The following is a 24,579-nucleotide window of genomic DNA, read 5'->3' as shown; positions in this document are numbered from 1 at the left end:
TCTCTCTATCCTACCATATGAATGTATACGTTACTTCTATTATGATAAGATGAGGAGAAAAATATCAACATGACATAGAGGAGGCACTTCGTTTGACGACATTACGCTTAGATCATACAGGTATTATGGTTTCGAATATTGATCAGTCGATTGATTTTTATGAAAAAGTGGTGGGCATGAAATTAAAGGACCGCATCACTCATACAAATGGAGTGATTGAGCTTGCATTTCTCGGTTTTAAAGATGAAACCGAAACCGAAATTGAGCTCATCCAAGGCTACAGCAGTGACCTGCCATCTGAAGGGAAGGTCCATCATCTTGCCTTCACAACAGACAACATTCATGCTGAATTCAATCGTATTCAAAAGCTGCAAATTGAATTAATTGATGAAGAAATCACGACATTACCAAATGGATATTGCTACTTCTTTTTCAGAGGGCCAGACCAAGAGTGGATCGAATTCTTCCAGCGCTAATATTTCCTAGGAAATGGGGCCGCTAAATCTATCTTCCACTTATTCATAAAGAAAAGAGTAAGAGCATATACATGCCCTTACTCTTTTTTATAACACCTTACTAAGAAATGATTTTGTACGCTCATGCTGCGGGTTTCCAAAGAGAGCTTCTGGTTTGTCTTCCTCGACAATATATCCGCCATCCATAAAGATGACACGGTCTCCCACCTCTCTTGCAAAGCCCATTTCATGTGTGACCACAATCATTGTCATGCCTTCGACAGCTAATTGTTTCATTACAGCTAATACATCCCCTACGACCTCAGGATCAAGAGCTGATGTCGGCTCATCGAATAATAGTACTTTCGGATCCATTGCCAACGCTCTCGCAATGGCGACACGTTGTTTTTGTCCACCAGATAATTGGTTAGGGTAGCTTTTGGCTTTGTCTTTTAAGCCGACTTTTTCAAGCAAGTCTAACGCTTTTTCGACTGCTGCCTTCTTCTCGATACCTTTTACCTTGATCGGTGCAATCGTGATGTTTTCTAAAACGGTTTTATGAGGGAATAAATTAAAGTGCTGAAACACCATGCCTACTTCTTGTCGTACTTTATTGATATTCACCTTTGGATCTGTAATCGTGTGTCCGTGGACAACGACTTCTCCAGCCGTGATATCTTCTAATTTATTGAGGCATCTTAGAAACGTGCTTTTCCCTGATCCAGAAGGACCAATGACACACACTACTTCCTTTTCCTCGATGACTGCATTAATATCCTTTAACACTTCGTGATCGCCAAAGGATTTCTTTAAGTTTTTCACCGTAATCATACTCATTTGATATCAAATCTCCTTTCTGCGTAGCTAGCCAGTAGAGAAAGTAAATAAATGATCACGAAATAAATGACACCGACAATGAGCCAGACATTCAATGGATCAAATGTAGCCGATGCTTGAACTTGTCCTCGCTGCATAATATCGGCAATCCCGATAATAGATAAGAGAGATGTATCCTTCAAGCTGATGATGGCCTGGTTTGTAATCGCTGGGAGCATGCGGCGGAATGCCTGCGGAAGGACGATAAAGCGCATGTTTTGCCCCCCTGTAAAGCCTAAAGAGCGCGCAGCTTCTGTTTGTCCTTTATCAATAGACTGAATCCCTGCACGAATAATTTCTGAGAAATAAGCTCCTGCATTAATCGCTACTGTAATAATTCCTGCAGGCACTCGATCAAGTGAAATGAATTCAAGTGTATTTAAACCAAAATAAATGAAGAATAGCTGTACGATAAATGGTGTACCTCGAATGGCATTCACAAAAACGAGTGCGATGAAATTTAAGATTTTAAATGGTGACAGACGGAATAATGCCACAATTAACCCGATGATAAACCCTAAAATGATGGCAACAACAAAGATATATAAAGTGGTTTGCAAACCATTCATTAAATACGGAAATGCATTAATAATAGTATCCACGTTTCTCCCTCCCTAATTCACATACGGCTGACACATAAAGAAAGCGCGCTCGGAGCGCGCCTCGCTTGTGTTATGACTTCAAATATTTATCAATAATTTTGTCATATTCACCGTTTTTCTTTAGGTTCTCAAGGCCTTTATTGATCTTCTTCAATAGGTCTTGGTTTTTCCCCTTCATGACAGAGATACCATACTGGTCTCCATTCAAGCGGTCTCCAACTGTTTTCAATTTTAAATCTTGTTGTGCGATCGCATACGTAATGACAGGATAATCCTCAATTAAGGCATCTGCATTTCCGTTTGATACTTCCTGGAACATAGATGGGCTGTCATTAAATTGAACGACTTCATACCCATATTTATCAGCGTTATCAGATGCGAATTTTGCACCAGTTGTCCCATTTTTAACAGCTAGCTTTTTCCCCTTTAAATCATTAATAGATTTGATGCTGCTGTCCTTTTTCACAACAACTGTCAGTCCAGCGTCGAAGTAAGGATCTGAAAAATCTACTTTCTTCTTACGCTCATCTGTAATACTCATTCCTCCCATTCCAACATCAAGCTGTCCTGCCTGCATCGCTGGAATGATGCCTGAGAAGTCCATCGCTTCAAGCTTCACTTTGAAACCTTGGTCTTTCGCGATTGCATTAATTAAATCAACGTCTATCCCTTCATATTTACCGCCCTTTTCAAATTCAAATGGCGGATAAGTTGTATCTATCCCAATTTTATATGTGCCTTTGCCTTCTCCCGAACCACTGTCCGATTTTGATCCACAGGCTGCCATGACAAGCACAACAATTAGTCCCATGATCAATAACATCGATTTCTTCATAAAACACGACCCCCATTGTCAGTTTTGTCTAAATATTCGCAATAACAATAATACTATACCACGCTAAAGCTATAGTGTGTGATATTTTTTATCAATACCAAAGATCCATACAATTCTAGATCAATAGTCTCTTTAAATTTTACTTTTTTGCGAATAACTCATTTTATTCTAAAAGAAGAGTCATTCACAATTATGATGTAAGATAATCTCACAAAAAACGAGGCAGTGCCTGGATAAATGATGTTTCTCCCTTGCATACGAAGGCAAACTCAAATACTTGCTTCCTCTCTTTATTGATATTGTAATATATTTTTTTCAAAACCCTCTTTTTACCTAAAAAAATGTAAGCGTATACAAAAAGAGCACTGGCTCCCTATTTCTTTCACTAATGGTTGAATTTACATCAAAAAACATGTTTTACAAACTGCACGAGAGAGCTTAAAATATAAGAAGATACTGGAATATGGGAAGTGGATTCAGAAGAACGGTGACTGATAGATGAAGAAAGGAGGATATGAATTGGCAGAAGCAGGTGTTTTGTCGTCCGTTGATGTAGCGAATATGCTCAATGATTGGTATGTCATGATGAAAAAAAGAGAGATACAAGGTGCTATCCAGTTAAAAGAAGACATTCTTCAAGCGTTTGATCGAATGGAAGAAAATCAGGACGTCTTACTTTACTATCAACTGCTAGAGTACCGTTTTAAAGATCTAATAGAAGATACAGCTTCGTTAGATCATAGTCTTTTTGTTGATGAAAATGCCATCCGTACGGATGATATGCTCAGCTATTATTTCTATTTCTTTAAAGGGATGTATGAAATGCGCAGAGGCAATCAGGATACGGCATTTCACCATTTAAAATTGGCCGAGGATAAATTAGATCTCGTGCACGATGACATTGAAAAAGCCGAATTTCATTATAAAACAGGGTGTCTTTACTATAATATTAGGTCCACGCTTCTCTCCATCCACCACTTAAAGATGGCTTCATCTATTTACGACGCAGATCCATGTTATGTGAAAAAATCAATCAGCTGTCAAATGATGCTTGCTTTGAATTATGCGGATCAGTCGAAATATGATGAGGCAGAATCGCTGTTCGAAGAAGTCATTCATTCACTAGAACAGATGGATGATCCAGATTTACTTGGACATGCCTATTGCAATGCAGCCTTTATTAAAAGTCTTAGAAATGAATACAGTGAAGCTGTGCCACTCCTAGAAAAGGCTTTAATGATAGAATCATTCGAAACTTCTTCTCCAGGCGGCTATTTACTTGCCATGTACGCCTACACAAAAGCACTATTTAAGCTGAAAAAGCCAGGTTTGTTCCACTATTATGTACAGCTTTCACTTCAAAAAGCAGAAAATTTAAAACAACGAAACATTTCACTTAAATTATCCATTTTAGAAACACTTATGATTCAGCCAGACAACATGATTGAGCAAATCAAGGCTTATTGCGATCAATTAGAATCAATGAATTTCCTTGTTGACCTTGAAGCTGTTTGTCAGGATGCAGCAGCTTACTTAACGGATCTTGGGCTTCATGAAGAATCCTCTTATTTTAGAAACAAGGCGTTGTCCTTGAAAACTTGTTAAGAAAATGGAGTGATATATGATGAAGAAATGGCTCATCACAAGTGCGATTTTAACCCTCTTGATAACAGGTGTTTCTGTTGGTACTTCCATTCAAAAAGACAGTCAATCAGCACAATCTCAAGATATTATTCAAAAGAGAGACCGTGGAACCAACCCTTAATATGAAAAAAAGCAGCTGTGATCAAAACAGCTGCTTTTTGATGTGCTAATCAATTTCTCGTTTAATATTCTGCATTTTTTCATCTAAGTAATGGGCAATATCTGCGGCTTCCTTCAGTTCATCAGTCAGCTGATGAGGAACATCGTTTTGCAGTTTATAATAGATTTTATGCTCTAGACTCGCCCAAAAATCCATCGCAATGGTCCGCACCTGAATCTCAACCTTCACATGCTCCACACGATTTGTTAAGTAGACTGGTATCTCAACAATTAAATGAAGGCTTCTGTAGCCATTTGGTTTCGGATATTGAATATAATCCTTCACTTCAAGGATCTTTAAATCCTCTCTTTGCCTCAATACATCCATAATGTTATAGATATCTTGAATAAAAGAACAGATGATGCGGACACCTGCGATATCATGGATATGCTCCTTGGCACATTGTGTCGTGATGTCGCATCCTTTTCTTGCTAGTTTATTCACTATGCTTTCAAAGGATTTAATTCGTGATTTTGTATGCTCTATTGGGTTGTGTCCATGGATTAAATTATACTCCTGGCTGATAATTGAAAACTTTGTATCCATTTCATCTAACGCAAATTTATATACTAATAGTTCATTTTTCCAGTCTTCCATGACATTTTTCAAATCTTCTACATGAGTTGCTGACATATTCATTTTCTTTTTGTCATCTCCTTTTGGAAACGGCAGCTGCACCGCTTTCCGTTTACTAGACGGAGAGAGGACTCGAATGGTTTTAAAAAATACGCAGTTAGGCTCGTTGTTTGTAATATGTCAGCGCCAGTGCAAGGGCCAGCACAGAGCCTTTCACAATATCCATTGCATAATAAGGGACAGACATCATCACAAGCCCATTTTGTAAAATACCGATGAGTACAGCCCCGATAAAAGTGCCAAATGCGTTTGGCTTACCTGCTCCCATGACGGAAAATCCGATAAAAGCAGCCGCTACTCCATCCATTAAATATGGTGCACCCGCATTAATTTCTGCTGTCATGACCCTTGAAGCCAGTACGATACCGCCGATCGCTGCAAATAAAGCAGAAAGCAGATAGGCCGCAATTTTGTATTTGTTCACATGTATGCCAGACAATCGAGCCGCTTCCTTATTCCCACCGATGATGTACATGAATCGGCCGTGCTTTGTGTAGGACATGAAAACATGCGCAAATAGTACAATGGCAGCCATAATCAGAATGATATATGGCACCTGTCCAATTTTGCTGAAAAAGGCTGGAATCGTTCCCGTTGAGAACGTGCCATCTGGAAGCACCATATTTTCAGAAATAGTCGCCCCTTTCGTATACGTTTGAGCCAGCCCTTGAATGATAAACATCATGGCTAATGTCATGAGCATATCTGGTATTTTCATTTTGACGATCATCCATGCATTTAGCAAACCAACAATGATAGATGCCGCTAGTGCAGAGAGGATTGCAATTAGTGGGTTTTGCGAGAACCATACGAACATAGAAATGACAATCGCATTTGATAGCGTAGCGACTGATCCAACTGATAAATCAAAGCCGTTTACTGCCAATGAGATAGTTAAGCCCACCGCAATGATGGTCACTATCGAAATAGATCGTAGAATATTGATGATATTTCCTGATTGCAAAAACGCTGGATTCGATGCCGCAAATACCACAATCAACACGACAATGGTTAAGATTGTGCCATATCGATAAAAGAAATCAAACAGATGAAAGGATGGGCGCTGTTTTTTGATTTGCTGCACAGGGGCCGGAATTTGTTGTTCGCTCATGATTGTCCTCCTGTTGAATGATATAAAAGCTCCTCTTCAGTCGTCGGTGCGGTCATTTCCCGGGCAATGCTGCCATCATACAGCACGTATACTCGGTCAGCGATACCTGCAATCTCTGACAGCTCACTCGACGCATAAATGACAGATTTTCCGCGGGCGGCAAGCTCTGCAATCAAAGTGAAAATATCTTTTTTCGCTCCAACGTCTACACCTTTGGTTGGTTCGTCAAAGAGATACACATCTGCCTCAGCCAGCAGCCATTTTCCGATAGCAACCTTCTGCTGATTTCCACCAGATAGATGCTTCACCTTTGCTTCAAGAGACGGCGTTTTGACACCAAGCCGTTTGACGATGTCGCCTGCTTCCCGCTTTTCCTTCGAACGATGTAAGAAGCTGAATATCCGTGAAAATGAGTGAAGACTTGCAGCCGTTAAGTTCCACCCCACGCTCTCTTCGGTCAGAATCCCTTCTTTTCTCCGCTCTTCCGGCACAAGAGCCATTCCAGCTCTCACCGCTTGATGAGGCGATGTGATGCGAATGGTTTGACCATGAAGCTGCACGGTCCCCGTCTTTTTTTCTGAGGCACCGAAAAGGGCTTTGCACAATTCTGTTTTTCCAGCACCGACAAGTCCTGCGATCCCGAGAATTTCTCCTTTTTTGACATAAAAGTGAATGTTGTTTAATTTATGTTGATCGTTTAGCTCTTTCACTTCAAGCACAATTGGTGCATCTTTCAGTGGCCTGCGAGGCGGGAATTGCTCCTCTAATGGTGCACCTAGCATTTCTTCAATGACCTGCTGCGGATTTATGTCTTTGACAAGGTGAGCTGCGACATCCGTTCCATTTCGCATCACAGTCAGTTCATCACAGATGGTGAAAATTTCAGGCATACGGTGAGAAATAAACACGATCCCCGTCCCATTCTGTTTCAACCGATCAATCATTGAGAATAATTTGCTTGTTTCTGCATGACTAAGCGGAGCCGTTGGTTCATCTAAGATTAAAATGCTGCATTTAATGGAAACGGCCTTGGCAATGAGCACCATCTGTTTTTCGGCAAGGGTCAGATCGCTGACAAGGCGTTTTGTGGAAATGTCGATGTTCATTTCTTTTAATAGCTGAGCCGCTTTGCGATGCAGCTCTTTCCAGCTGACAAATGTTTTTTTCTCAATCTCATGCATCATCATATTCTCACCAACACTTAAGTAGGGAACAAGAGCCGTATCCACTTCTTGATGGACCGTCTGCACACCATATGAGGATGCATCCTTTGGGGTTTGAATGGATGCCGCCTGGCCATTGATGTGGATGGTCCCGTCGAAGTGGGAATGAGCGCCAGAAAGAACCTTCATTAACGTTGACTTCCCAGCACCATTTGCTCCAATCAGTGCATGGACCGTCCCTTTTTTTAATGTGAAATTCACTTGATCTAACGCTTTGACCCCTGGGAATTCAATTGAAATATTTTTCATACGAACAAGCGGCGCTGTCATAGGTGTCCTCCTTCTCTTGATATCATCTGAAAAACGAAACACCCTCTATGAAAAGAGAGTGCACGTCGCTTATTTTGTATAATGCTTCTTCAAGGTCTTCATCCAATCTTCCTCAAAAGCAGTCGATGAACCGAATCCCTTCACTTCGTCTGCAAGGTTGACCATGTTAATGGCTTTTCCTGCTTGCTGAAGCTGCTTTTGCGAGATGAGAGAGGCCTCAAGGTCATAGGAAGATGGTGTTTTCTCACCAGCTATTTTCTTCGCAAGAATCCTCACGTCGACTGCACCGATGAGCTTCGGATCAACCGCTGCTGTGTACTTCCACGGACTGTCCTTCGCCGTCATTTCTTGAAGATCCGCATTTGACACATCAATTCCGTAAATCTTCACTTCTGTTCTTCCTGCTTCCTTTAACGCTCTTGCTGCCCCAATGGCAAAGGCATCCCATGTGGCAAAAATAGCGTCCAGCTTGCCCTTTGGATACTTATTCAGCATGGCTGCTACTGCATTTTGCGTTTGAACAGACGTATCAGAGGAGGCAATTCCAAAGCGGTCAAGCTCCTTGATCCCTGAATGTTGTTTAAGCGTTTCTTGATAGACCTTATTTCGTCTCACCATTGGCGGGAATCCATCTACCCAGAGGTACGCAATATTTGCTTTTCCTTTGAAATCAGACACGAGCGCGTCTAATGATTTTTTTGCTAATTGTTCGTCATCTTGAGACGTCACTGTGACCCCTTTGATGTCCTTCAGCTTAGGATTCGAATCAAATGCTACAACCGGAATGCCTTTCGCTGTGATCTTTTTCACATCAGCGACTGTCGCCTCGTCGTCCCCGTGAGAGATGATAAAGCCATCATAATTTTCTTCCAGCGCCTGAGAGATGGCATCATGGAATTTCGCTGTATCACCATTTGCGGTGTAGACATCTACCGTAAAGCCGAGTGCTTCACCTTCCGCCTTCGTTCCAGCTAAAAATTGAGCTGTATGATCGTCTCCTCCAATTTTGCGGATGACTTTAATTTTTGCCCCCTGTCCCTTTGCAAATCGCTTCGGTACATTGTCAAAGGAAACCTTTTCGTTCGTATTTGCCTTTGAGCCTGCACTTGATCCGGCGCCGCAGCCTGTTAACAGGACGGTCAATGCCGTTAATAAAACAAGAAATGATGTAAAATGCTTACGCTTCATTGCTGTTCCTCCTCAAGTTGTTTTTATTTTTCACATCGGAAAACTAGGTAAAAAAGTGGAAATACGCCTGTAAAACAGGCATTTGATTCGAAAAAGAGACGAAAAAAAGCCTCTCTTGGAAAGAGAGGCTTGATCACCGTTGCATGAAACATGTATCGGGAAGTCTTCCTCTCTTATCTGTCAAAGCTGTAACAGCTTTGCAGGAATTAGCACCAATTTCTAAAATAGAAACGGTTGCTGGGCGTCATAGGGCCAGTCCCTCTGCCTCTCTTGATAAGAGATCCGTTATGAAATTTGTTTTCGTTGAAATGTCTTCTTTACTTTAATGTGATGTCACATCAATGTCAATGACTTTTTTGAAAATTTCTAAAATATCATCAGCTTCCGATGATTTTCTTCGCAGGTGATGATTTCTTTAGACGGAAATCATATTTTTTCTCATTCACAAATTGTGGGTTGAGATGTGCTGATCCTTTATCTTGACCGCTTTTAGAGAGATACGTTTTGTAGCCTTCCATCCATTTCCCGCGCCAAATCCACTGTGATGCTTTCGCACCTTTGCGGTCATCATAAACGTTCTTCTGGAAGGTATTCTTTTGGTTCACTTGATAAAGATTCACGACCAAGTAATGCGAGGCACTAGCTGACATGATATTATTCGTGATTCGATTGTTCACTGCTTGATACTGCATTAGCAATTGACCGCCTTCTAAGCCGGCTGTGTCATTTTTGTACAAAATATTATGTGAAATCGTCGTATTGGTTGTACCGCCCCGCTTCTTATCATAGCCGCCAATAGAAATGCCTGTATAACGGTTTAAATATACTTGATTGTGTTCGATGCGGATGTGGTCTGCCATTTTTCCTTTATGTTCGCTTGTGACTTCAATCCCCAGATCATTGTGATGTGAAATGTTATGATCGATCACAATGTCTTTTCCGCCATCAACATAAATTCCGCCAGCGGAGATGTCGCTGCCATAGGCTGGGTTTCCTGCACTCGTAATTTCATATACTTTGTTTCTAGAGACGACCCCATTTCTCACTTGATCATACTTTTTGGAGGGTGCTACGTTCTCAAAACCAATTAAATCAATACCAATATTATCAGTGTGCCGGACCGTGTTATGTGTCACACGGAACTTTTTGACGTTTCCATTTAGCACAAGCGCTTCACTGAAGCCCAGCTTTAATTTTTCAACGGTATTTCCTTTGATTTCAATGTCTTCAATCGCTGCAGGAGCTTTTGTCCCATAGACAGCAATTCCATGTGCATTTCCATTTTTATGTTTCGTCTGAATGTCATACACTCGGTTATTAAGCAGTTTGACGCCTTTACCGCTTCCTTTGATGAAAATACCAACTGGTGTCAAATCTTCTTGATTCGTCTTAAGATGTCCTACAGTCAGGCCTTTGAGGGTGATGTAGCTTTTTTGATCGATCGTGACAAGTCCTCCATCGGCTTGATTTCCTTTAAGGGAAGCCCCGCTAATTACAGGTTTTTCTTTTCCGTAAGCTTGAAAGACAACGGGTGCTTTCTTTGTTCCTGAATGGCGGACAATCAATTTTTCTTTGTATGTACCGCCTCTCATGTAAATGGTTGCCCCAGCCTTCGCCATACTTGCTGCTTTTTTCAACGTGCGGAAAGGTTTTTGCTTTGTGCCCGGGTTTTTGTCGTTTCCGTTTACCGCTACGTAATAGGCTGTGCTTTGCTTAGCGCCAGCCTCATCTGTCATCGCCTGACAGCCAAAGCTGATCACGGTCATGAATAAAATGAGTAAAATACCTGGTATCGCTCGTTTCATCTTGTTATTGCTCCTTTCTCTTCTCTTCTTCCTTTATCGGTTAAAAAAAAGAGGATTAAAATATGACGATGTCCCTTGCAATGTACTAGTCAAAAGGTGTATGGTTGAAAGAATATCTTACAGGAAAACCATTCGTTTTTAAATTGTCAGATTAATCAGTTAATAATGCATTTGGATTTTATTTCTTTTTTTAAAAGGGGTGACAGAAGTCAAACTGACAGCAGAGAGAAGGAAAGCGCTTTAACAGATTTTTCTTGTCTGAATTCCAGAAAACCTATTGCTAATATTTTGTGAAGGTATAGAATAGAATCATAATTATTTCATATTATTAGAATTTTCAAATAATCAAACAGCAAGGAGATTTACAATGCCAAAACAACCCATCCGCGTTGAACTTAGTTCAACAAAAAAACCAAAACCTCAATCTGATCAACTTGAATTCGGAAAAATCTTCACAGATCACATGTTTGTGATGGATTATTCAGTTGATAAAGGCTGGTACGATCCAAGAATTATCCCTTATCAGGCCATTCCAATGGACCCAGCTTCGATGGTCTACCATTATGGTCAATCTGTTTTTGAAGGCTTGAAGGCTTATGTTTCTGAGGATCAAAAAATTCTCTTATTCCGTCCGGAAAAAAACATGGAGCGCTTAAACAGATCCAATGACCGCCTGTGTATTCCGCAAATTGATACAGAAACAGTATTAGAGGGCTTAAATGAACTCATTCGTATTGATAAGGATTGGGTACCTGATGCAGAGGGCACTTCCTTGTATATTCGTCCATTCATTATTTCCACTGAGCCATATTTAGGCGTTGCACCGTCTAGCACGTATAAGCTGCTCATTATCTTATCTCCAGTGGGATCATACTATAAAGAAGGCATTCATCCGGTCAAAATTGCAGTTGAAAATGAGTTTGTCCGTGCCGTTAAGGGTGGAACAGGAAATGCCAAAACAGCTGGAAACTACGCCTCAAGCCTTAAGGCACAGCAGGTTGCTGAAACGAAAGGATTTTCACAGGTTCTTTGGCTTGATGGGGTCGAGAAAAAGTACATTGAAGAAGTCGGCAGCATGAATATCTTCTTTAAAATCAACGGAGAAATCGTGACGCCTGAATTGAACGGCAGTATTTTAGAAGGCATCACACGTAACTCTGTACTTGAGCTGTTAAAGCATTGGGGAATTCCAGTAACAGAGCGCAAAATTTCAATTGATGAGTTAATTGAAGCACATCAATCTGGCGAGCTTGAAGAAATTTTCGGGACTGGAACGGCAGCTGTCATCTCTCCTGTCGGAGAATTAATTTATCATGATCAGCCATATGTGATCCAAAATGGTCAAACAGGCGAAGTATCGAAGAAATTGTACGAAGCCATTACTGGCATCCAAAAAGGGACACAGCCAGACATCTTCGGCTGGACAGTTGAAGTTGACTCAGTCGTCAAGCAAGCATAAGCATATAAAAGAACCTTTCATTCAGGGACTGACCCCATAAGATGAGACAAATAAAAAACACCTTCAAGTTTGAAAACGGATCGTTGTAATCCGAAATAAAACATGGAGGTGTTTTTTCTATGGGGACAAGAGTGAGTTATCCGGTTGAAGTCAAGCAGAAGGCTGTAGACATGAGATTGGCAGGCGTATCTATGAAAGAGATCATGCAGGAATTGAATATCAAAAATAAAACGCAGGTTCAGACATGGGTGAGGTGGCATAAGGCTGGGGATACACACCGGTTCGAACAGCCTGTTGGAAAACAATATACCTATGGAAAGGGTCCCGAGTACTCTTCCGAATTAGAGAGACTGCAGGCAGAAAATCGCTATCTGAGTCAACAGAATGAAGTTTTAAAAAAGTACAACGAATTGGAAAGGAAGTTGATAAGGAAACGTCAATCAAACTAGTAGAAGAATTGTGCAAAATGATGACAGTACAGGACATTTGTGTCCATTTAAGCATCTCTCGCGCTTCGTACTATAGATGGAAAAAAGATCTGACTCAGAATCATTCTAAAAAACAACTAGAGAAGCAAATCGGCACGTTGTGCCGAGAGCACAAGTATCGATATGGATACCGAAAAATCACAGCCTTACTAAAAGTGAGAATGCGTATTAACCATAAAACTGTTCAACGTATCATGCAGAAAAACCAGTGGCAGTGCCGGGTTAAAATGAAAAAGCGTAAGAAGAATGGGCAGCCCTATGCCGTGGCCGGTAATATACTGGATCGGAACTTTCAGTCTGATCGTCCTCTTGAAAAACTAGTAACGGACATCACGTATTTGCCTTATGGACAGAAACAATTGTACCTTTCCAGTATATTGGATTTATATAATGGAGAAGTGATTGCGTTTACGATTGGTGATAAGCAGGACACAGACTTTATTTTAAACACACTTGATCAGCTCCCAGCACTGCCTGAAAACTGTGTGTTACATAGCGACCAAGGTTCTGTGTATACATCTTACGAGTATCAGAAAGCTGTTCATATAAAAGGCATTACCATGAGCATGTCCCGTAAAGGGACGCCCGCTGATAATGCCTCCATCGAATCGTTTCATTCCTCGCTAAAGTCTGAAACGTTCTATCTTAACAGCATTGATCGAACTACGACCACCATCGTAGAACGCACTGTCAAAGAATACATTTATTATTATAACAACATTCGTATTCAAACAAAACTAAACAACCAATCACCGATCAACTATCGGCAATTGGCTGTATAAAGGTGTTTTGATCCCTGTCTCAAAAACGGGGGTCAGTCCCTTCATGAAGGGTTCTTTTTTGTTTATCCACCTCTCCTTCATCCCTTATAATGGTAAATACACATGAATAAGGAGAGTGATGGTATGTTTTTTACTTATCTACTAGCGTTCTTTGGAATCTGCATCGGATCGATGATCGTCGCCACTGGTTTCGACGATTCACCGTTCCTCACTCGGTTTCTATTTAAGGCGCTTGGGATTTCTATCCTTGCTCTTTCCATTACTTTTGTGAAGGTCAGACGAAAGAAGTTACAGAAAAAAAGGCGAAATAGACTTAGTTGACCCGTCTGCTTCCCATCAAATCGTGCACCAAAACAAGACCGACACCCCAACAATCGCCCCTGTGTATATCCACTGTTTCCTTTTGATGCTCCGTTTTTTTTCGATCAGTAAAAAGATCTCTGGCAAAAAGATGATCATGATTTCTAGGATAAAGACAAGATAATAAACAAGCGGCATTGGCTGGAAATCAAATTTTCTTGCATCTCCTCCAATCGTTGCAAAATACATCAACAGATTGGTCACCGGAATGGTAAAACAAACGAGCAGACGGAGAACATAGATCCACACGTATTCCTTATGCCGAATGAGGCCAACAAATGAAGCAATAAGACCATACAAAAACAAGATTACTGTACAATAACTCATGACAGGCTGTACGACAAACCCGTAAAACATTAAACCAATTGCAACCATATTCCAACAGTCCTTTCTTTGAAGCCATACATGCTGTTTTTTCTAATCATACACTTCTTTCTCCAGTTTCCATATGGGGCAATCATAAAAAATGACCCCATGAAGGGGCCATTATGTGTTAAGCATTGACTGATTTGAAGAATTGCGGTAAATGCTCACGATGCGCTTCGAGCATTTCGTCTAAAATTTGCTTTGCAATGTCGTCAGATGGGACGAGCGGGTTGATGGTCATCGCCACAAGAGCTGTCTCGTAATCTCCTGTCACAGCCGCTTCTGCTGCCACACGCTCGAATGATTTGATTTGTTGAACGAGCCCTCTCACAGCTACAGGCAGATCACCTATCGCGATTGGTTTTGGTCCATCCTTCGTAATGATACAATTTACTTCAACCGCTGATTCAGCCGGAATGCTGGCAATCGCCCCTCTGTTCACTGTATTGACTGGCTGGATGTCGTGCTTATCATTATAGATGGAGCTGATTAAGTTACAGGCCGCATCGCTGTAATAGGCCCCGCCTCTTTTTTCGAGCTGTGGTGGTTTAATCGACAAATCAGGATCTTTATAGAGCTCAAATAATTCCTGTTCGACCTGCTGTACAACCTCTGCTCGTGTTCCTTTCTCTTGAGCCGCCTTTTGCTCTTCTTCCAGCATATCTTTCGTTTTATAGTAATAGCGGTGATACGGACATGGGATGACCCCTAATCCTTTCACAAAAGAAGGCTCCCAGTTTTTCGCTTCAATGTTTTTCATGGACCACTGGCTGTTTGGATTTCCTAGTTCATCTAGCACTTGATCCATAATGCTGACCCCGTCTAAATATACGTCTAATCCATAGACCATGTGATTGAGACCGGCAAACTGTACCTCGATGCGTTCAACGTCCACATCAAGCGCTTTGGCAATCCCCATTTTGATCCCAATCGGCACATTGCATAGACCGACCACTTTTTTTAGATTCGTGTAGCGTAAAACAGCTTCTGTGACCATGCCGGCTGGATTTGTAAAGTTCACAAGCCATGCGTCTGGGCAAAGCTCTTCCATATCCTTCACAATGTCTAGAATGACTGGGATGGTCCGAAGGCCTTTAAATAAACCGCCTGGTCCGTTCGTTTCCTGACCGATGACGCCGTATTTAAGCGGTATTCTCTCATCCTTTGCCCGTGCTTCCAGCAGTCCTACACGAAATTGTGTCGTCACAAAATCTGCATCCTTCAAGGCTTCCCGGCGGTCAAGAGTCAGATGTACCTCAATCGGCAGACCCGCTTTTTCAACCATACGTTTCGCCAGAGCGCCCACGATGTTTAACTTTTCCTGACCCGCTTTAATATCCACAAGCCATAATTCCTTTACAGGTAATTCATGATATCGTTTAATAAACCCTTCGACGAGCTCAGGCGTATAGCTCGATCCACCGCCTATTGTGACAATTTTGATTCCTTCTTTCATGAATTGACACCTCCGAGTTGCTTCATTTTTTCATGGAGTTCGATGATTTCTGCTGCGAGCTCCTTGACGGTCATTGCGTTCATGAGATGATCCTGCGCATGAATCATTAAGAGGCTAATATCCGTCTTTTCGCCCCTGATTTCTCCTTGGATCAGCTCTGTCTGTGCGTGATGCGCCTCATTTAACGCGTCTTGTGCGTCCTGCAATTTTTGCTTCGCCTCATCAAAGTTTCCTTGTTTTGCACATGTAATGGCCTCCATCGCGGAGCTTCTGCCATTTCCGCCGTGCAGGATGAGTTGAAACACAATTTGTTCCATTTCCATCGGCCGCATCCCCCTTGTTCCCTCTATTACATGCTGACGACATTTTCATCAGTTGATGCTTTTGTTTCTAGCTCACTTTCTTCTTTCAATTTCTGCTTATCCCACATTCTAAAGAATGGGTAGTATAGAGCAAATGACAGCGCAAGGTTAATCAGCTGCATGACAGCACCAGAGATTTTGCCTCCTGTGGCGAGATAGCCTGAAATGATTGGCGGCATGGTCCATGGGACAGCGATCCCGGCTGGTTTTGCCACAAGCCCTGTGCTCATTCCGATATATGTGGTGATGATCATCATGATTGGCGTAAGGATAAACGGAATGAGGAGCATTGGGTTCATGACAATCGGCATTCCAAAAATGATCGGTTCGTTGATGTTAAAGATGGCTGGCCCAATGGCAAGGCGGCCAAGCTGTTTCATTTGTTTACTTCTGGCGCGTAAGATCATGGTCAGCACCAAAGCAAGCGTTGCGCCGCTTCCGCCGACGTTGATGAAGATTTCAAAGAACTGCGCTGTGAAAATATTCGGCAGTACTTCTCCTGCTTGGAATGCAAGACGGTTCTCATCCATTGCACCGAGCCAAATTGGCCCCATGACGCCGCCGACAATGGTGGCTCCGTGAATACCACATGCCCAGAGGAGCATTTGCACACCCATCGCAACGATACTGCCGCCTAAGCTGCCACCAAGAATCGATAGCGGTGTGCCAATTAAGACCGTGATGATATTATGAATACTCTCAAAAGGTGTCATCTCAATCACAAGTCTAGCGACCCAGATCAGGGTGATGACCACAAAACCTGGAATAAGTGCAATAAACGATTTACTGACTGCTGGCGGTACACCATCAGGCATTTTAATCACAATGTTCCGCTGTACAATGAAGCGGTAAATTTCGGTTGAAAGCATGGCAATAATCATGGCAACGAATAAACCTTTACTGCCCATCAGTGTGACAGGAATTCCCCCGCCTACTAGGATAGCTTCTGTTGAGCCTTCAGGTGTAAAAGGTACTTGATATGGTGTAGCCAAAAGGAAAGCCGCAACAGCGATCGCACCAGATGATAGCGCATCAACGGCATACTTTTCAGCAAGCCTGTAAGCAATCCCGAAGGTCGCAACAAGTGCCATAATGTCAAAGGTTGCATTCACAGGATAGGATAGTTTCGTGGCCCATTCTGCTCCGAAGATACTTGCCATAAAATCGCTGTATCCTGGGATCGGAAGGTTGGCTAAAATGAGAAACAGTGAACCGACAATAATGAGAGGCATGGTTAAAACAATTCCGTCACGCAATGCTTGTAAATGTCTTTGAGCGGCAATCTTCCCTGCAAACGGCATGACCTTCTCTTCTAGAAATCGGTTGAATCCATTCATCCCCTCCGCCCCCTTTATCCGTTCACTAACTGTTCAGCAGATTTTAAAACCTCAGCGCCATTACATACGCCATAATGCACAGTATTAATCACGTCTACTGGGATTCCTTTTTCTTCTCCGAGCTTTTTCATTTGCGGTAATAAATATCGAACCTGAGGTCCTAATAAAAGCACATCGGCTTGATCAATATGATTTTTCGCAGAATCTCCTGATACTGCCCAAATACGATATTCTTTTCCTTGTTCTTGTGCGCTTTTCTCCATTTTTGTGACAAGTAAGCTTGTAGACATACCTGCTGCGCAAACCAATAAGATGTTCATGTGTAAACGCCCCCTTTTCAAAGTGTGAAGCTATTCTTTACACATTCATCTTATTATGAAACCGCTTTCATAAACACCCATACTTTTTCCTTTAGGAAGCGGAAAAAGTTAGTATCACACAGTTAGTTCTTGTACGATGGAGCCTTTTTATACATGATATCAAGCATGTCTTCAAATGTATCACAGGCGATCAGATGCTGAATGAATTTCACATTATGCACAAGCTCCCCCAGCAGGCGGTACATGCCTTTTAAATCTTTGGCATTCTCTTTTTCGACACAAAGCAGGCAGACAAATTGAACCTTTTTCTCTCCCCAAATGATTGGTTTTTCTAATGTACATATCGCCCAAAACGTCTCATCTGTCAGCGGCGTCATCGGGTGCGGAATCGCTGTATAATGTCCGAAAGAGGTAGGGGCAGCCTCTTCTCTTTCCATGACAGATGGTGTGAGTTCAGCTGGCGCTAAGCCCATATCGATGACTTTTTGCGTTAAAAAGGTGATGACCTCTTCCTTTGTTTGAAAGGCGCGTTTTGTAAAAACCAATTCCTTTTTCATATATTGAGAGGCCAATGTCACCCTTGTTTCACTCGTCAGGGCTTCTTCAATTTTTAAAAAATCACCGCCTCCCAAAATGGTGTTCACTTGAATGACTGGAACCGGTAAATCCATATGAATTGGGATCGTTGTAATAATCAAATCCAAGGCATGCAAAGAGACATGCGGAAGCGAATATAGCTCTGCTGTTCCTAAAATGGTCAGCTTTGATCCAAATTGTGACCGCAAACGATCCTGCAGCAGCCTTGCACTCCCTGCACCAGACGCACAGACAATGAGACACCGCTTCGGCGGGATCTCCATTTTCCTCCGCTCTAAAGCCGCACCAAAATGAAGCGCCATATATCCAATTTCGTTCTCATGAATACTCAGCCCTTCCTCTTCTTCAAGAACCCTGCTGGCGATAATCCCCGCTTCAAAAGCAAGGGGATACCCCGCTTTTATTTCATCAAGCATCGGATTTCTTAAGTTCATTCCATATTTACATCGGTTGATGGCAGGCTTTAAGTGCAGACTCAATCCAATCATTAGTTCCGTATCACCGGCTAAATCAAGCTGCAGTTTTTGATCAATAGTCTTCAGCATGAGCTGTACAAGCCGGCTCGTGTCATCATCTACTATTTGTTTTTGACCGCTCGAGGAAAAGGACTGTACCATTTTGGCTGTTCCTAGCAAATGAATGGTGATATAGACAATTTCCTCTTGTGGAAATGAGACATCCAGCAGCCCTTCTAGACGCTCCACCATTTTTTTAGCGACCTTGTATTCTTTTGCCCGCGGAATGTCGTTGATTTCCTCTGGAAGAACAGATACATAGTTTCCGTGTCTAATTCGTTTGCAGGCAATGGCGACATGAACGATTAAATTATTCATGCAAATGTCTGATAGATTCATACCTTCCTCATTGATATAATTGATCATTGTTTTCTGAATCAATTCGAGTTCATGCTTTGGCAAAATGGTAACAGCTGTGTTCATCATCGTTTGATAAGAACGACATTCATTGAATAAATATTCTGACATACAATAACGGATTTTCATCTCTGATCCCTTGATTCGGCAGCCTTTGCCCGGCTTCGCTTCCAGCTTCAGACCAAAGGGCTCCAGCTTACGTTTGACCGATTTCACATCGTTGCTCATCGTTGATTTACTAATAAACAGCTGCTCCTGTAAATCCTCCAGCTTCACATAGGATTCTGCCAAAAGAAGCCTTTTTAAAATAAACCGAACACGCTCCTCTGGCAGCACAGCAAGCGGCTCTTCCTGCTCGACCTCCTCCTTCATAAAACGGCGAAAGGCATTCTCATCGTTGATCAGCAGCTCATAGCCGGCTCCTCTAACAGCTGTTACAGCTGCTTGATAAGGGGCAAGACGGTCGTTCAGTTCTTTGATGTCTGTACGAATGGTGCGGCTTGTCACTTGTAAACTGGCAGAAAGTGCAGCGCTTGTGAGCGGGGTCTCAGCTGCCATGAGCTGACTTAAGATGTGCGCCAGTCTTTTACTCAGCATCAGATCGGCCTCCTTATGTAGGGGTGGAGAATCTGCCTTGTCTGGACAAGTTGTATACGCTTGCAGTTCTCTTCATTACTCATATTCTACTGAAAAGAAATAAAAATTGCCAACTCATATATATGACAAATGCCCCTATTTATACAACTAACCATATCTAATGTCCTATGAATCTTTTTGAAAGATACTTGCGAAAACCACGAAAAAAAAGGCGTACACCATCGTGTACCCGCCTTCTTTATGAAGAAATCAGCTGGGTAAAGACAACCAATCTTTTTTCATGCGTACCTGCTGCATGATCAAATGTCCCTGTACACAGGCTCTGTATGTTTGCATAAAAAAAGCCGGATTATCCGGCTGATACGTTACGACGTTTAGATGCTTTTCGCTCTTTATATATTTTTCTCACCAATGGATAAATCACAGGTGCCCATTTGACAATTTGTTTCAGCCATTTTTTCATTTCTCCCGCGCCTCCTTATTGTCATCCTTAAAAGACGATTCCCCATCTTGTCATGAAATAAACAGGTGCGGGAGAGCAGGAGTTAAATCACGCCTTGTGCGATCATGGCATCTGCCACTTTACGAAATCCTGCAATATTTGCTCCAACCATGATGTTCCCTGAGTGTCCATATTCGTCTGCTGTCTCTGTACACTGACGATAAATAGACTGCATCATTTGTTTCAGCTGAGCATCTACTTCTTCAAATGTCCAAGATATTCTTGCACTGTTTTGTGCCATTTCCAGTGCTGATACACCTACTCCGCCAGCATTGGCCGCTTTTGCTGGCGCAAACAAAATACGATTCTCTTCAAATACTTTGACCGCCTTAAGAGTGGATGGCATATTGGCTCCCTCTCCTACAGCGATGACACCATTTGCCACAAGCTGCTGTGCATGCGCCTCTGATATTTCATTTTGTGTTGCACATGGCAGCGCAATATCACAAGGAACGGACCAAATTTGTTCGCAATCTTCAATTAATTCAGCATGCGGGTGAATGTCTATGTATGCCCCAATCCGCTGATTCTCGACTTCCTTGAGCTGCTTGATGGTCTCAAGCGAAATTCCTTGAGGATCATAAATCGCTCCGCTTGAATCACTGCAAGCCACAACCTTACCGCCTAATTCGATTACCTTTTCCATTGCATAGATAGACACATTTCCTGAGCCCGACACAACAACGGAACGTCCTTCAAATTGAAGACCATGTGCTTTCAGCATTTCCTCCATGAAGTACACCAGTCCGTAGCCTGTTGCCTCTTTTCTCGCTAAGCTGCCTCCGAATCCAGGGCTTTTCCCCGTGAGTACACCCGCTTCATAAGCACCGCGCATTTTCTTGTACTGTCCGAACATATAGCCAATTTCGCGTGCTCCTACACCAATATCACCTGCTGGCACATCTTGATCAGGTCCAATATATCGGCCGAGTTCACTCATAAAGCTTTGAACGAAACGCATGATTTCTCCATCAGACTTCCCTTTAGGATCAAAATCCGATCCGCCTTTCCCTCCGCCAATCGGCATACCAGTCAGTGCATTTTTAAAGATTTGTTCAAACCCTAAAAATTTGATAATGCTTGCATTGACGGTTGGATGAAAGCGAATGCCTCCTTTATAAGGACCGATGGCACTATTGAATTGAACCCTAAATCCTCGATTGACTTGTACTTTGCCCTCATCGTCTACCCATGGCACTCGAAATACCACAAGCCGCTCAGGCTCAATGAGCCGTTCTAAAATGCCTTGTTTTTCATACTCTGGATGCTTTGCAAAAACTGGGACGAGTGATTCCAGAATTTCTTTTACGGCTTGCTGGAATTCCTCTTCTCCGGGATTTCGTTTTTCCACCTCTTCTAACACACGGTGGATGTAGCTTTGTGCTGTTTGTGCTGCTCGATCTAAGGTCAACATGTCGCATCTGCCTCCTTGTAGATATCTTCACACATTTAATTGTTAGATTTTCTAACGCATATTGAGACTAATTTAACACCAATTGTAAAATCTGATCAATATTGATAACAGATGAAAATGATGCCGAATTGAGATAGATCAAGCAGCCGCAGCGATTGTCATTAAAAATAAGCGCTCAAGGAATGACTAATGTGCTAGAAACGAACAAGCGAATGTTTCTCGTCCCGTTTTCTTTGACAAATACATGAATCATGATAAATTTCTAGCTCGTTTTCCAACGAAAAAAGGGTCAAAAGTTTGATCGGATGCACTCAATCTTTTCGGGGCTTCCCGCCTCTTTTTCGATCAGGTAACACGACACAAAGCCAATACAAAATAGAAGACGATGGAAAGTTAATGAGACCGACAATGCCCCAGAACCACTTGTAACGCCCTCTTTTCTTTGCATCCATAAATAAAAGAAAGCCCTGTGCAAACAATAACGGCAAGACGCACAATAAGATGATCATTTCCGTCTGACTCATAAGGAAGACCCTCCTTTGATATGTTGATATTCCTTGTAGCCAACAACAAAGCAGATGGGGACGCTCACTATTTGGAGAAGAATGAAGATGATAGGCAGATGGGTAATGGCAGCTGCAAAGAGTGCCAGAATGGTCAAACTGATCAGAATGTATGCCAGCACTTCTTGTTTAAAACGCCTTTTCTCTTGTTCCTTCGCCTGTTTCAGCATCATCATGACAGCCAGCTCACTTGGCTTTTCCACTTCAATTTGTTCGTCTAGCTGCTTAAGCTCTTCTTTTAAACGTTCGGTCAAACGATCTTCCTTCATAAATCCCACTCCTTTCGAATTTTCTTTAATCCATGATGGACCCTCGATTTCACAGTGCCTTCTCTCATTCCGAGCATTAAAGCTATTTCTGGGTAGGTAAATCCATAATAATAGTGGAGAATAATCGGGGCTCTCTCCTGAGCCTTTAATTCATTTAAAGCATCCCACATGTCATGCCATGTGTTCCCCTTTTGCTGAACGTCCCATTTAAAGCGGCGTATGGCTTCCTGATTCGCTTTTCCTTCTCTCATTTGTTCACGTTTTCTTTTCTTCTGGTGATCTAAAAATTGCCTAGATGCAATCGAAATGAGCCAGGTTGAAAATAAGGCATCTCCTCTAAATGAAGAAAGTTTCATATACGCTTTCAGCATCGTTTCTTGCATGATTTCCTCTGCCAGCTCTTGTTGAAGGGTGAGCTTCAACATATATCGGTAAAGAAAGGAATAATGATGCCGATAAAGGGCTGTAAACGCGGCATCATCTCCCTGTTTTGCCCGCTGAATCAATAATGTCTCTTCTGTCTGCTCCAAACACACCCCTCCTTCCTTTTCTTCTCTTACTCATGAGACGACACGGATGACAATATCGTTTAAAATGGACCTTATTTTTTAGCATATCTTCTATGATTCTCGTTTTATATCCAATTTTTTCTTATGTAATGATTATGGCATTCCTTCTTCTCTAACAAAATGATGCGTTCGTAATCATCTTGATTTTCTACGAAACGGAGAGCCTCCTCTCCATAATCAAGATGTCATCCTCATACCTATCGACAATGGTCCTTATCTCATGAAGATGAAAATGAAATAATCATTGGCTTAGCTTCCTAGAAAATCATGGAATACGCTGCGCCTATCCTTAGCCGATGATACCTTTTTGCATGCTATGCTCATCCTACATTCCGAAAGAAGCAATGCTTGTGAAGGAAGGAGGATTGGTTGAATCACAGCTTATTTTGGAAACGTTTTCATTAAAATAAAATAGAATGGAGATGTTGACTTTGAAGAGAAAAGTTCCAATGTTAGCCGGTGTATTAGCTGTTGGCCTCGTCACTTCGTTATTTGCACCAAACGGGGAGGCAAAGGCAGCAGCCAAATATCCAGAAAGTCCTTCTATTATGGCCAACTTTAATCAACAAGGCTTCTCCACATTAAATGGCGGCACAACAGGCGGTGAAGGCGGTAAAACCGTCACAGTCAAAACTGGAAATGAACTATTGGCTGCCCTCAAAAATAAAGGAACAAACGAAAAATTAAAAATTGTTGTAGACGGGACGATTACCCCTTCTAATACATCAGCCAATAAAATCGATGTGAAAGATACGAATAATGTCTCGATCGTCGGTAAAGGGACGAACGGCGAATTGAATGGGATTGGCATTAAAGTATGGCGTGCCAATAATATCATCATCCGCAACTTGAAAATCCACCACAGCAAAATCGGTGACAAAGATGCCATCGGGATTGAAGGCGGTGCTAAAAACGTATGGGTTGACCACAATGAACTGTACAATACATTAAACTCTGGTAAAGATGATTATGATGGTTTATTTGATGTAAAAAATGATTCCGATTATATTACCTTCTCATGGAACTATGTTCATGACAGCTGGAAAACAATGCTCATGGGCAGCTCTGATAACGACAACTACAACCGGAAAATCACATTCCACAACAACCGCTTTGAAAATCTAAACTCTCGTGTACCATCTATGCGCTATGGGGAAGGTCATGTTTATAACAACTACTATAAAGGCATCCAAACGACAGCGATCAACTCGCGTATGGGCGCGAAGATGAGAATTGAACACAACGTATTTGAAAATACGAACAATGCGATCGGCAGCTGGGACAGCCGTCAAGTTGGTACATGGCATGTCATCAACAACTCGTATATTAACAGCACAGGCAGTCTGCCTACGTCTTCAACAGGTACGTATAACCCTCCTTATAACTACTCTTTGCTTAACGTGAACAATGTGAAATCAGAAGTTGTATCAAATGCCGGTGTTGGAAAAGTAAACCCTTAAA

25 protein-coding genes and 1 riboswitch are annotated in these 24,579 nt (G+C 42.0%); of the genes, 6 read left to right on the top strand and 19 right to left on the bottom strand.

Annotated elements, in window-relative coordinates:
- The first annotated feature begins 92 nt into the window (after window positions 1-92).
- The gene (locus JJ692_RS03460) at window positions 93-476 is read left to right on the top strand and encodes a glyoxalase GlxA (RefSeq protein WP_024423854.1); all 384 of its coding nucleotides are present in this window, start codon (window positions 93-95) and stop codon (window positions 474-476) included.
- An 87-nt stretch (window positions 477-563) separates the two neighbouring features.
- On the opposite strand, the gene JJ692_RS03455 is transcribed toward JJ692_RS03460, so the two are convergent.
- The 3 genes from JJ692_RS03455 to JJ692_RS03445 form a co-directional block, all read right to left on the bottom strand.
- Complete coding sequence (locus tag JJ692_RS03455; RefSeq protein WP_103131778.1) at window positions 564-1,292, bottom strand: amino acid ABC transporter ATP-binding protein; 729 nt, start codon at window positions 1,290-1,292, stop codon at window positions 564-566.
- Complete coding sequence (locus tag JJ692_RS03450; RefSeq protein WP_151862781.1) at window positions 1,289-1,933, bottom strand: amino acid ABC transporter permease; 645 nt, start codon at window positions 1,931-1,933, stop codon at window positions 1,289-1,291. The genes JJ692_RS03455 and JJ692_RS03450 overlap by 4 nt, the downstream gene beginning before the upstream one ends.
- 70 nt (window positions 1,934-2,003) lie before the next feature.
- Window positions 2,004-2,768 carry a transporter substrate-binding domain-containing protein gene (locus tag JJ692_RS03445; RefSeq protein WP_024423857.1) on the bottom strand — a complete coding sequence of 255 codons (765 nt, stop codon included), beginning with the start codon at window positions 2,766-2,768 and terminating at the stop codon, window positions 2,004-2,006.
- Between the two features lie 519 nt (window positions 2,769-3,287).
- Between JJ692_RS03445 and JJ692_RS03440 the strand changes: the two genes are divergently transcribed.
- Both JJ692_RS03440 and JJ692_RS03435 read left to right on the top strand, forming a co-directional pair.
- Window positions 3,288-4,373, top strand: a complete 1,086-nt coding sequence (locus JJ692_RS03440) for a Rap family tetratricopeptide repeat protein (protein WP_087977841.1) — start codon at window positions 3,288-3,290, stop codon at window positions 4,371-4,373.
- A gap of 19 nt (window positions 4,374-4,392) precedes the next feature.
- On the top strand, window positions 4,393-4,533 hold the full coding sequence (locus JJ692_RS03435; protein ID WP_162860197.1) for a hypothetical protein: 141 nt from the start codon (window positions 4,393-4,395) through the stop codon (window positions 4,531-4,533).
- Window positions 4,534-4,578: 45 nt separating this feature from the next.
- Here the strand turns inward: JJ692_RS03435 and ywaC are convergent, their stop codons facing one another.
- The 5 genes from ywaC to JJ692_RS03410 all read right to left on the bottom strand — a co-directional run bounded on the left by ywaC (window position 4,579) and on the right by JJ692_RS03410 (window position 10,805).
- A complete protein-coding gene (gene ywaC, locus JJ692_RS03430; protein ID WP_024423859.1) occupies window positions 4,579-5,211 on the bottom strand; it encodes a GTP pyrophosphokinase YwaC in 633 nt (210 codons plus the stop codon).
- A gap of 94 nt (window positions 5,212-5,305) precedes the next feature.
- Window positions 5,306-6,319: an ABC transporter permease gene (locus tag JJ692_RS03425; RefSeq protein WP_206534232.1), complete on the bottom strand. Its 1,014-nt coding sequence runs from the start codon at window positions 6,317-6,319 to the stop codon at window positions 5,306-5,308.
- Window positions 6,316-7,812 carry a sugar ABC transporter ATP-binding protein gene (locus tag JJ692_RS03420; RefSeq protein WP_206534231.1) on the bottom strand — a complete coding sequence of 499 codons (1,497 nt, stop codon included), beginning with the start codon at window positions 7,810-7,812 and terminating at the stop codon, window positions 6,316-6,318. The genes JJ692_RS03425 and JJ692_RS03420 overlap by 4 nt, the downstream gene beginning before the upstream one ends.
- A 69-nt stretch (window positions 7,813-7,881) precedes the next feature.
- Window positions 7,882-9,000 (bottom strand): sugar ABC transporter substrate-binding protein, encoded by a 1,119-nt coding sequence (locus JJ692_RS03415; protein ID WP_206534230.1) that lies wholly within the window; start codon window positions 8,998-9,000, stop codon window positions 7,882-7,884.
- A 170-nt stretch (window positions 9,001-9,170) separates the two neighbouring features.
- A riboswitch (SAM riboswitch) is annotated at window positions 9,171-9,280 on the bottom strand.
- Between the two features lie 97 nt (window positions 9,281-9,377).
- Window positions 9,378-10,805, bottom strand: a complete 1,428-nt coding sequence (locus tag JJ692_RS03410) for a DUF1565 domain-containing protein (protein WP_151039683.1) — start codon at window positions 10,803-10,805, stop codon at window positions 9,378-9,380.
- 367 nt (window positions 10,806-11,172) lie between these two features.
- Between JJ692_RS03410 and JJ692_RS03405 the strand changes: the two genes are divergently transcribed.
- A complete protein-coding gene (locus JJ692_RS03405) occupies window positions 11,173-12,264 on the top strand; it encodes a branched-chain amino acid aminotransferase (protein ID WP_024426445.1) in 1,092 nt (363 codons plus the stop codon).
- A 119-nt stretch (window positions 12,265-12,383) separates the two neighbouring features.
- Window positions 12,384-13,534, top strand: a protein-coding gene (locus JJ692_RS03400) for an IS3 family transposase (RefSeq protein ID WP_206534229.1) whose coding sequence is annotated in 2 segments (ribosomal slippage) — window positions 12,384-12,657 and window positions 12,657-13,534 — 1,152 coding nt in all. Because the reading frame shifts where the segments join, the coding sequence is not laid out codon by codon here.
- A 336-nt stretch (window positions 13,535-13,870) separates the two neighbouring features.
- Here JJ692_RS03400 and JJ692_RS03395 read toward each other — a convergent pair.
- From JJ692_RS03395 to sigY, 11 genes are all read right to left on the bottom strand, one after another.
- On the bottom strand, window positions 13,871-14,269 hold the full coding sequence (locus tag JJ692_RS03395) for a hypothetical protein (protein ID WP_206534228.1): 399 nt from the start codon (window positions 14,267-14,269) through the stop codon (window positions 13,871-13,873).
- A 118-nt stretch (window positions 14,270-14,387) separates the two neighbouring features.
- Window positions 14,388-15,716, bottom strand: a complete 1,329-nt coding sequence (locus tag JJ692_RS03390; protein ID WP_073207892.1) for a 6-phospho-beta-glucosidase — start codon at window positions 15,714-15,716, stop codon at window positions 14,388-14,390.
- Window positions 15,713-16,039: a PTS lactose/cellobiose transporter subunit IIA gene (locus tag JJ692_RS03385; protein ID WP_024427495.1), complete on the bottom strand. Its 327-nt coding sequence runs from the start codon at window positions 16,037-16,039 to the stop codon at window positions 15,713-15,715. The genes JJ692_RS03390 and JJ692_RS03385 overlap by 4 nt, the downstream gene beginning before the upstream one ends.
- Before the next feature lie 26 nt (window positions 16,040-16,065).
- The gene (gene celB, locus JJ692_RS03380; RefSeq protein WP_024423868.1) at window positions 16,066-17,415 is read right to left on the bottom strand and encodes a PTS cellobiose transporter subunit IIC; all 1,350 of its coding nucleotides are present in this window, start codon (window positions 17,413-17,415) and stop codon (window positions 16,066-16,068) included.
- Between the two features lie 14 nt (window positions 17,416-17,429).
- Window positions 17,430-17,735: a PTS sugar transporter subunit IIB gene (locus JJ692_RS03375; protein ID WP_024423869.1), complete on the bottom strand. Its 306-nt coding sequence runs from the start codon at window positions 17,733-17,735 to the stop codon at window positions 17,430-17,432.
- A 122-nt stretch (window positions 17,736-17,857) separates the two neighbouring features.
- The gene (locus tag JJ692_RS03370; protein ID WP_206534227.1) at window positions 17,858-19,801 is read right to left on the bottom strand and encodes a BglG family transcription antiterminator; all 1,944 of its coding nucleotides are present in this window, start codon (window positions 19,799-19,801) and stop codon (window positions 17,858-17,860) included.
- 349 nt (window positions 19,802-20,150) lie between these two features.
- Window positions 20,151-20,264 carry a hypothetical protein gene (locus JJ692_RS18905; protein ID WP_223251037.1) on the bottom strand — a complete coding sequence of 38 codons (114 nt, stop codon included), beginning with the start codon at window positions 20,262-20,264 and terminating at the stop codon, window positions 20,151-20,153.
- Between the two features lie 82 nt (window positions 20,265-20,346).
- Complete coding sequence (gene gdhA, locus JJ692_RS03365) at window positions 20,347-21,717, bottom strand: NADP-specific glutamate dehydrogenase (protein ID WP_024423873.1); 1,371 nt, start codon at window positions 21,715-21,717, stop codon at window positions 20,347-20,349.
- A gap of 311 nt (window positions 21,718-22,028) precedes the next feature.
- The gene (locus tag JJ692_RS03360) at window positions 22,029-22,241 is read right to left on the bottom strand and encodes a hypothetical protein (RefSeq protein WP_024423874.1); all 213 of its coding nucleotides are present in this window, start codon (window positions 22,239-22,241) and stop codon (window positions 22,029-22,031) included.
- Complete coding sequence (locus JJ692_RS03355; RefSeq protein ID WP_024427500.1) at window positions 22,238-22,549, bottom strand: YxlC family protein; 312 nt, start codon at window positions 22,547-22,549, stop codon at window positions 22,238-22,240. Before JJ692_RS03355 ends, JJ692_RS03360 begins: the two co-directional genes overlap by 4 nt.
- Window positions 22,546-23,079, bottom strand: coding sequence for an RNA polymerase sigma factor SigY (gene sigY / locus JJ692_RS03350; RefSeq protein ID WP_024427501.1), 534 nt, complete (start codon window positions 23,077-23,079; stop codon window positions 22,546-22,548). The genes JJ692_RS03355 and sigY overlap by 4 nt, the downstream gene beginning before the upstream one ends.
- Before the next feature lie 488 nt (window positions 23,080-23,567).
- Between sigY and JJ692_RS03345 the strand changes: the two genes are divergently transcribed.
- Window positions 23,568-24,578: a pectate lyase family protein gene (locus tag JJ692_RS03345; RefSeq protein ID WP_481747509.1), complete on the top strand. Its 1,011-nt coding sequence runs from the start codon at window positions 23,568-23,570 to the stop codon at window positions 24,576-24,578.
- Window position 24,579: the final 1 nt, after the last annotated feature.

Source organism: Bacillus sp. 3a (genome assembly GCF_017161885.1).
Classification (GTDB): Bacteria; Bacillota; Bacilli; order Bacillales; family Bacillaceae; genus Bacillus; species Bacillus safensis.
This window is presented reverse-complemented; position numbering and strand designations above follow the sequence as displayed.

Coding starts and splice junctions, on each gene's coding strand:
- JJ692_RS03455 (WP_103131778.1), bottom strand. CDS start 1,292: ATGAGTATGATTACGGTGAAAAACTTAAAGAAATCCTTTGGCGATCAC.
- JJ692_RS03445 (WP_024423857.1), bottom strand. CDS start 2,768: ATGAAGAAATCGATGTTATTGATCATGGGACTAATTGTTGTGCTTGTC.
- JJ692_RS03435 (WP_162860197.1), top strand. CDS start 4,393: ATGAAGAAATGGCTCATCACAAGTGCGATTTTAACCCTCTTGATAACA.
- ywaC (WP_024423859.1), bottom strand. CDS start 5,211: ATGAATATGTCAGCAACTCATGTAGAAGATTTGAAAAATGTCATGGAA.
- JJ692_RS03425 (WP_206534232.1), bottom strand. CDS start 6,319: ATGAGCGAACAACAAATTCCGGCCCCTGTGCAGCAAATCAAAAAACAG.
- JJ692_RS03420 (WP_206534231.1), bottom strand. CDS start 7,812: ATGACAGCGCCGCTTGTTCGTATGAAAAATATTTCAATTGAATTCCCA.
- JJ692_RS03415 (WP_206534230.1), bottom strand. CDS start 9,000: ATGAAGCGTAAGCATTTTACATCATTTCTTGTTTTATTAACGGCATTG.
- JJ692_RS03410 (WP_151039683.1), bottom strand. CDS start 10,805: ATGAAACGAGCGATACCAGGTATTTTACTCATTTTATTCATGACCGTG.
- JJ692_RS03405 (WP_024426445.1), top strand. CDS start 11,173: ATGCCAAAACAACCCATCCGCGTTGAACTTAGTTCAACAAAAAAACCA.
- JJ692_RS03395 (WP_206534228.1), bottom strand. CDS start 14,269: ATGGTTGCAATTGGTTTAATGTTTTACGGGTTTGTCGTACAGCCTGTC.
- JJ692_RS03390 (WP_073207892.1), bottom strand. CDS start 15,716: ATGAAAGAAGGAATCAAAATTGTCACAATAGGCGGTGGATCGAGCTAT.
- JJ692_RS03385 (WP_024427495.1), bottom strand. CDS start 16,039: ATGGAAATGGAACAAATTGTGTTTCAACTCATCCTGCACGGCGGAAAT.
- celB (WP_024423868.1), bottom strand. CDS start 17,415: ATGAATGGATTCAACCGATTTCTAGAAGAGAAGGTCATGCCGTTTGCA.
- JJ692_RS03375 (WP_024423869.1), bottom strand. CDS start 17,735: ATGAACATCTTATTGGTTTGCGCAGCAGGTATGTCTACAAGCTTACTT.
- JJ692_RS03370 (WP_206534227.1), bottom strand. CDS start 19,801: ATGCTGAGTAAAAGACTGGCGCACATCTTAAGTCAGCTCATGGCAGCT.
- JJ692_RS18905 (WP_223251037.1), bottom strand. CDS start 20,264: ATGAAAAAATGGCTGAAACAAATTGTCAAATGGGCACCTGTGATTTAT.
- gdhA (WP_024423873.1), bottom strand. CDS start 21,717: ATGTTGACCTTAGATCGAGCAGCACAAACAGCACAAAGCTACATCCAC.
- JJ692_RS03360 (WP_024423874.1), bottom strand. CDS start 22,241: ATGAGTCAGACGGAAATGATCATCTTATTGTGCGTCTTGCCGTTATTG.
- JJ692_RS03355 (WP_024427500.1), bottom strand. CDS start 22,549: ATGAAGGAAGATCGTTTGACCGAACGTTTAAAAGAAGAGCTTAAGCAG.
- JJ692_RS03345 (WP_481747509.1), top strand. CDS start 23,568: ATGTTAGCCGGTGTATTAGCTGTTGGCCTCGTCACTTCGTTATTTGCA.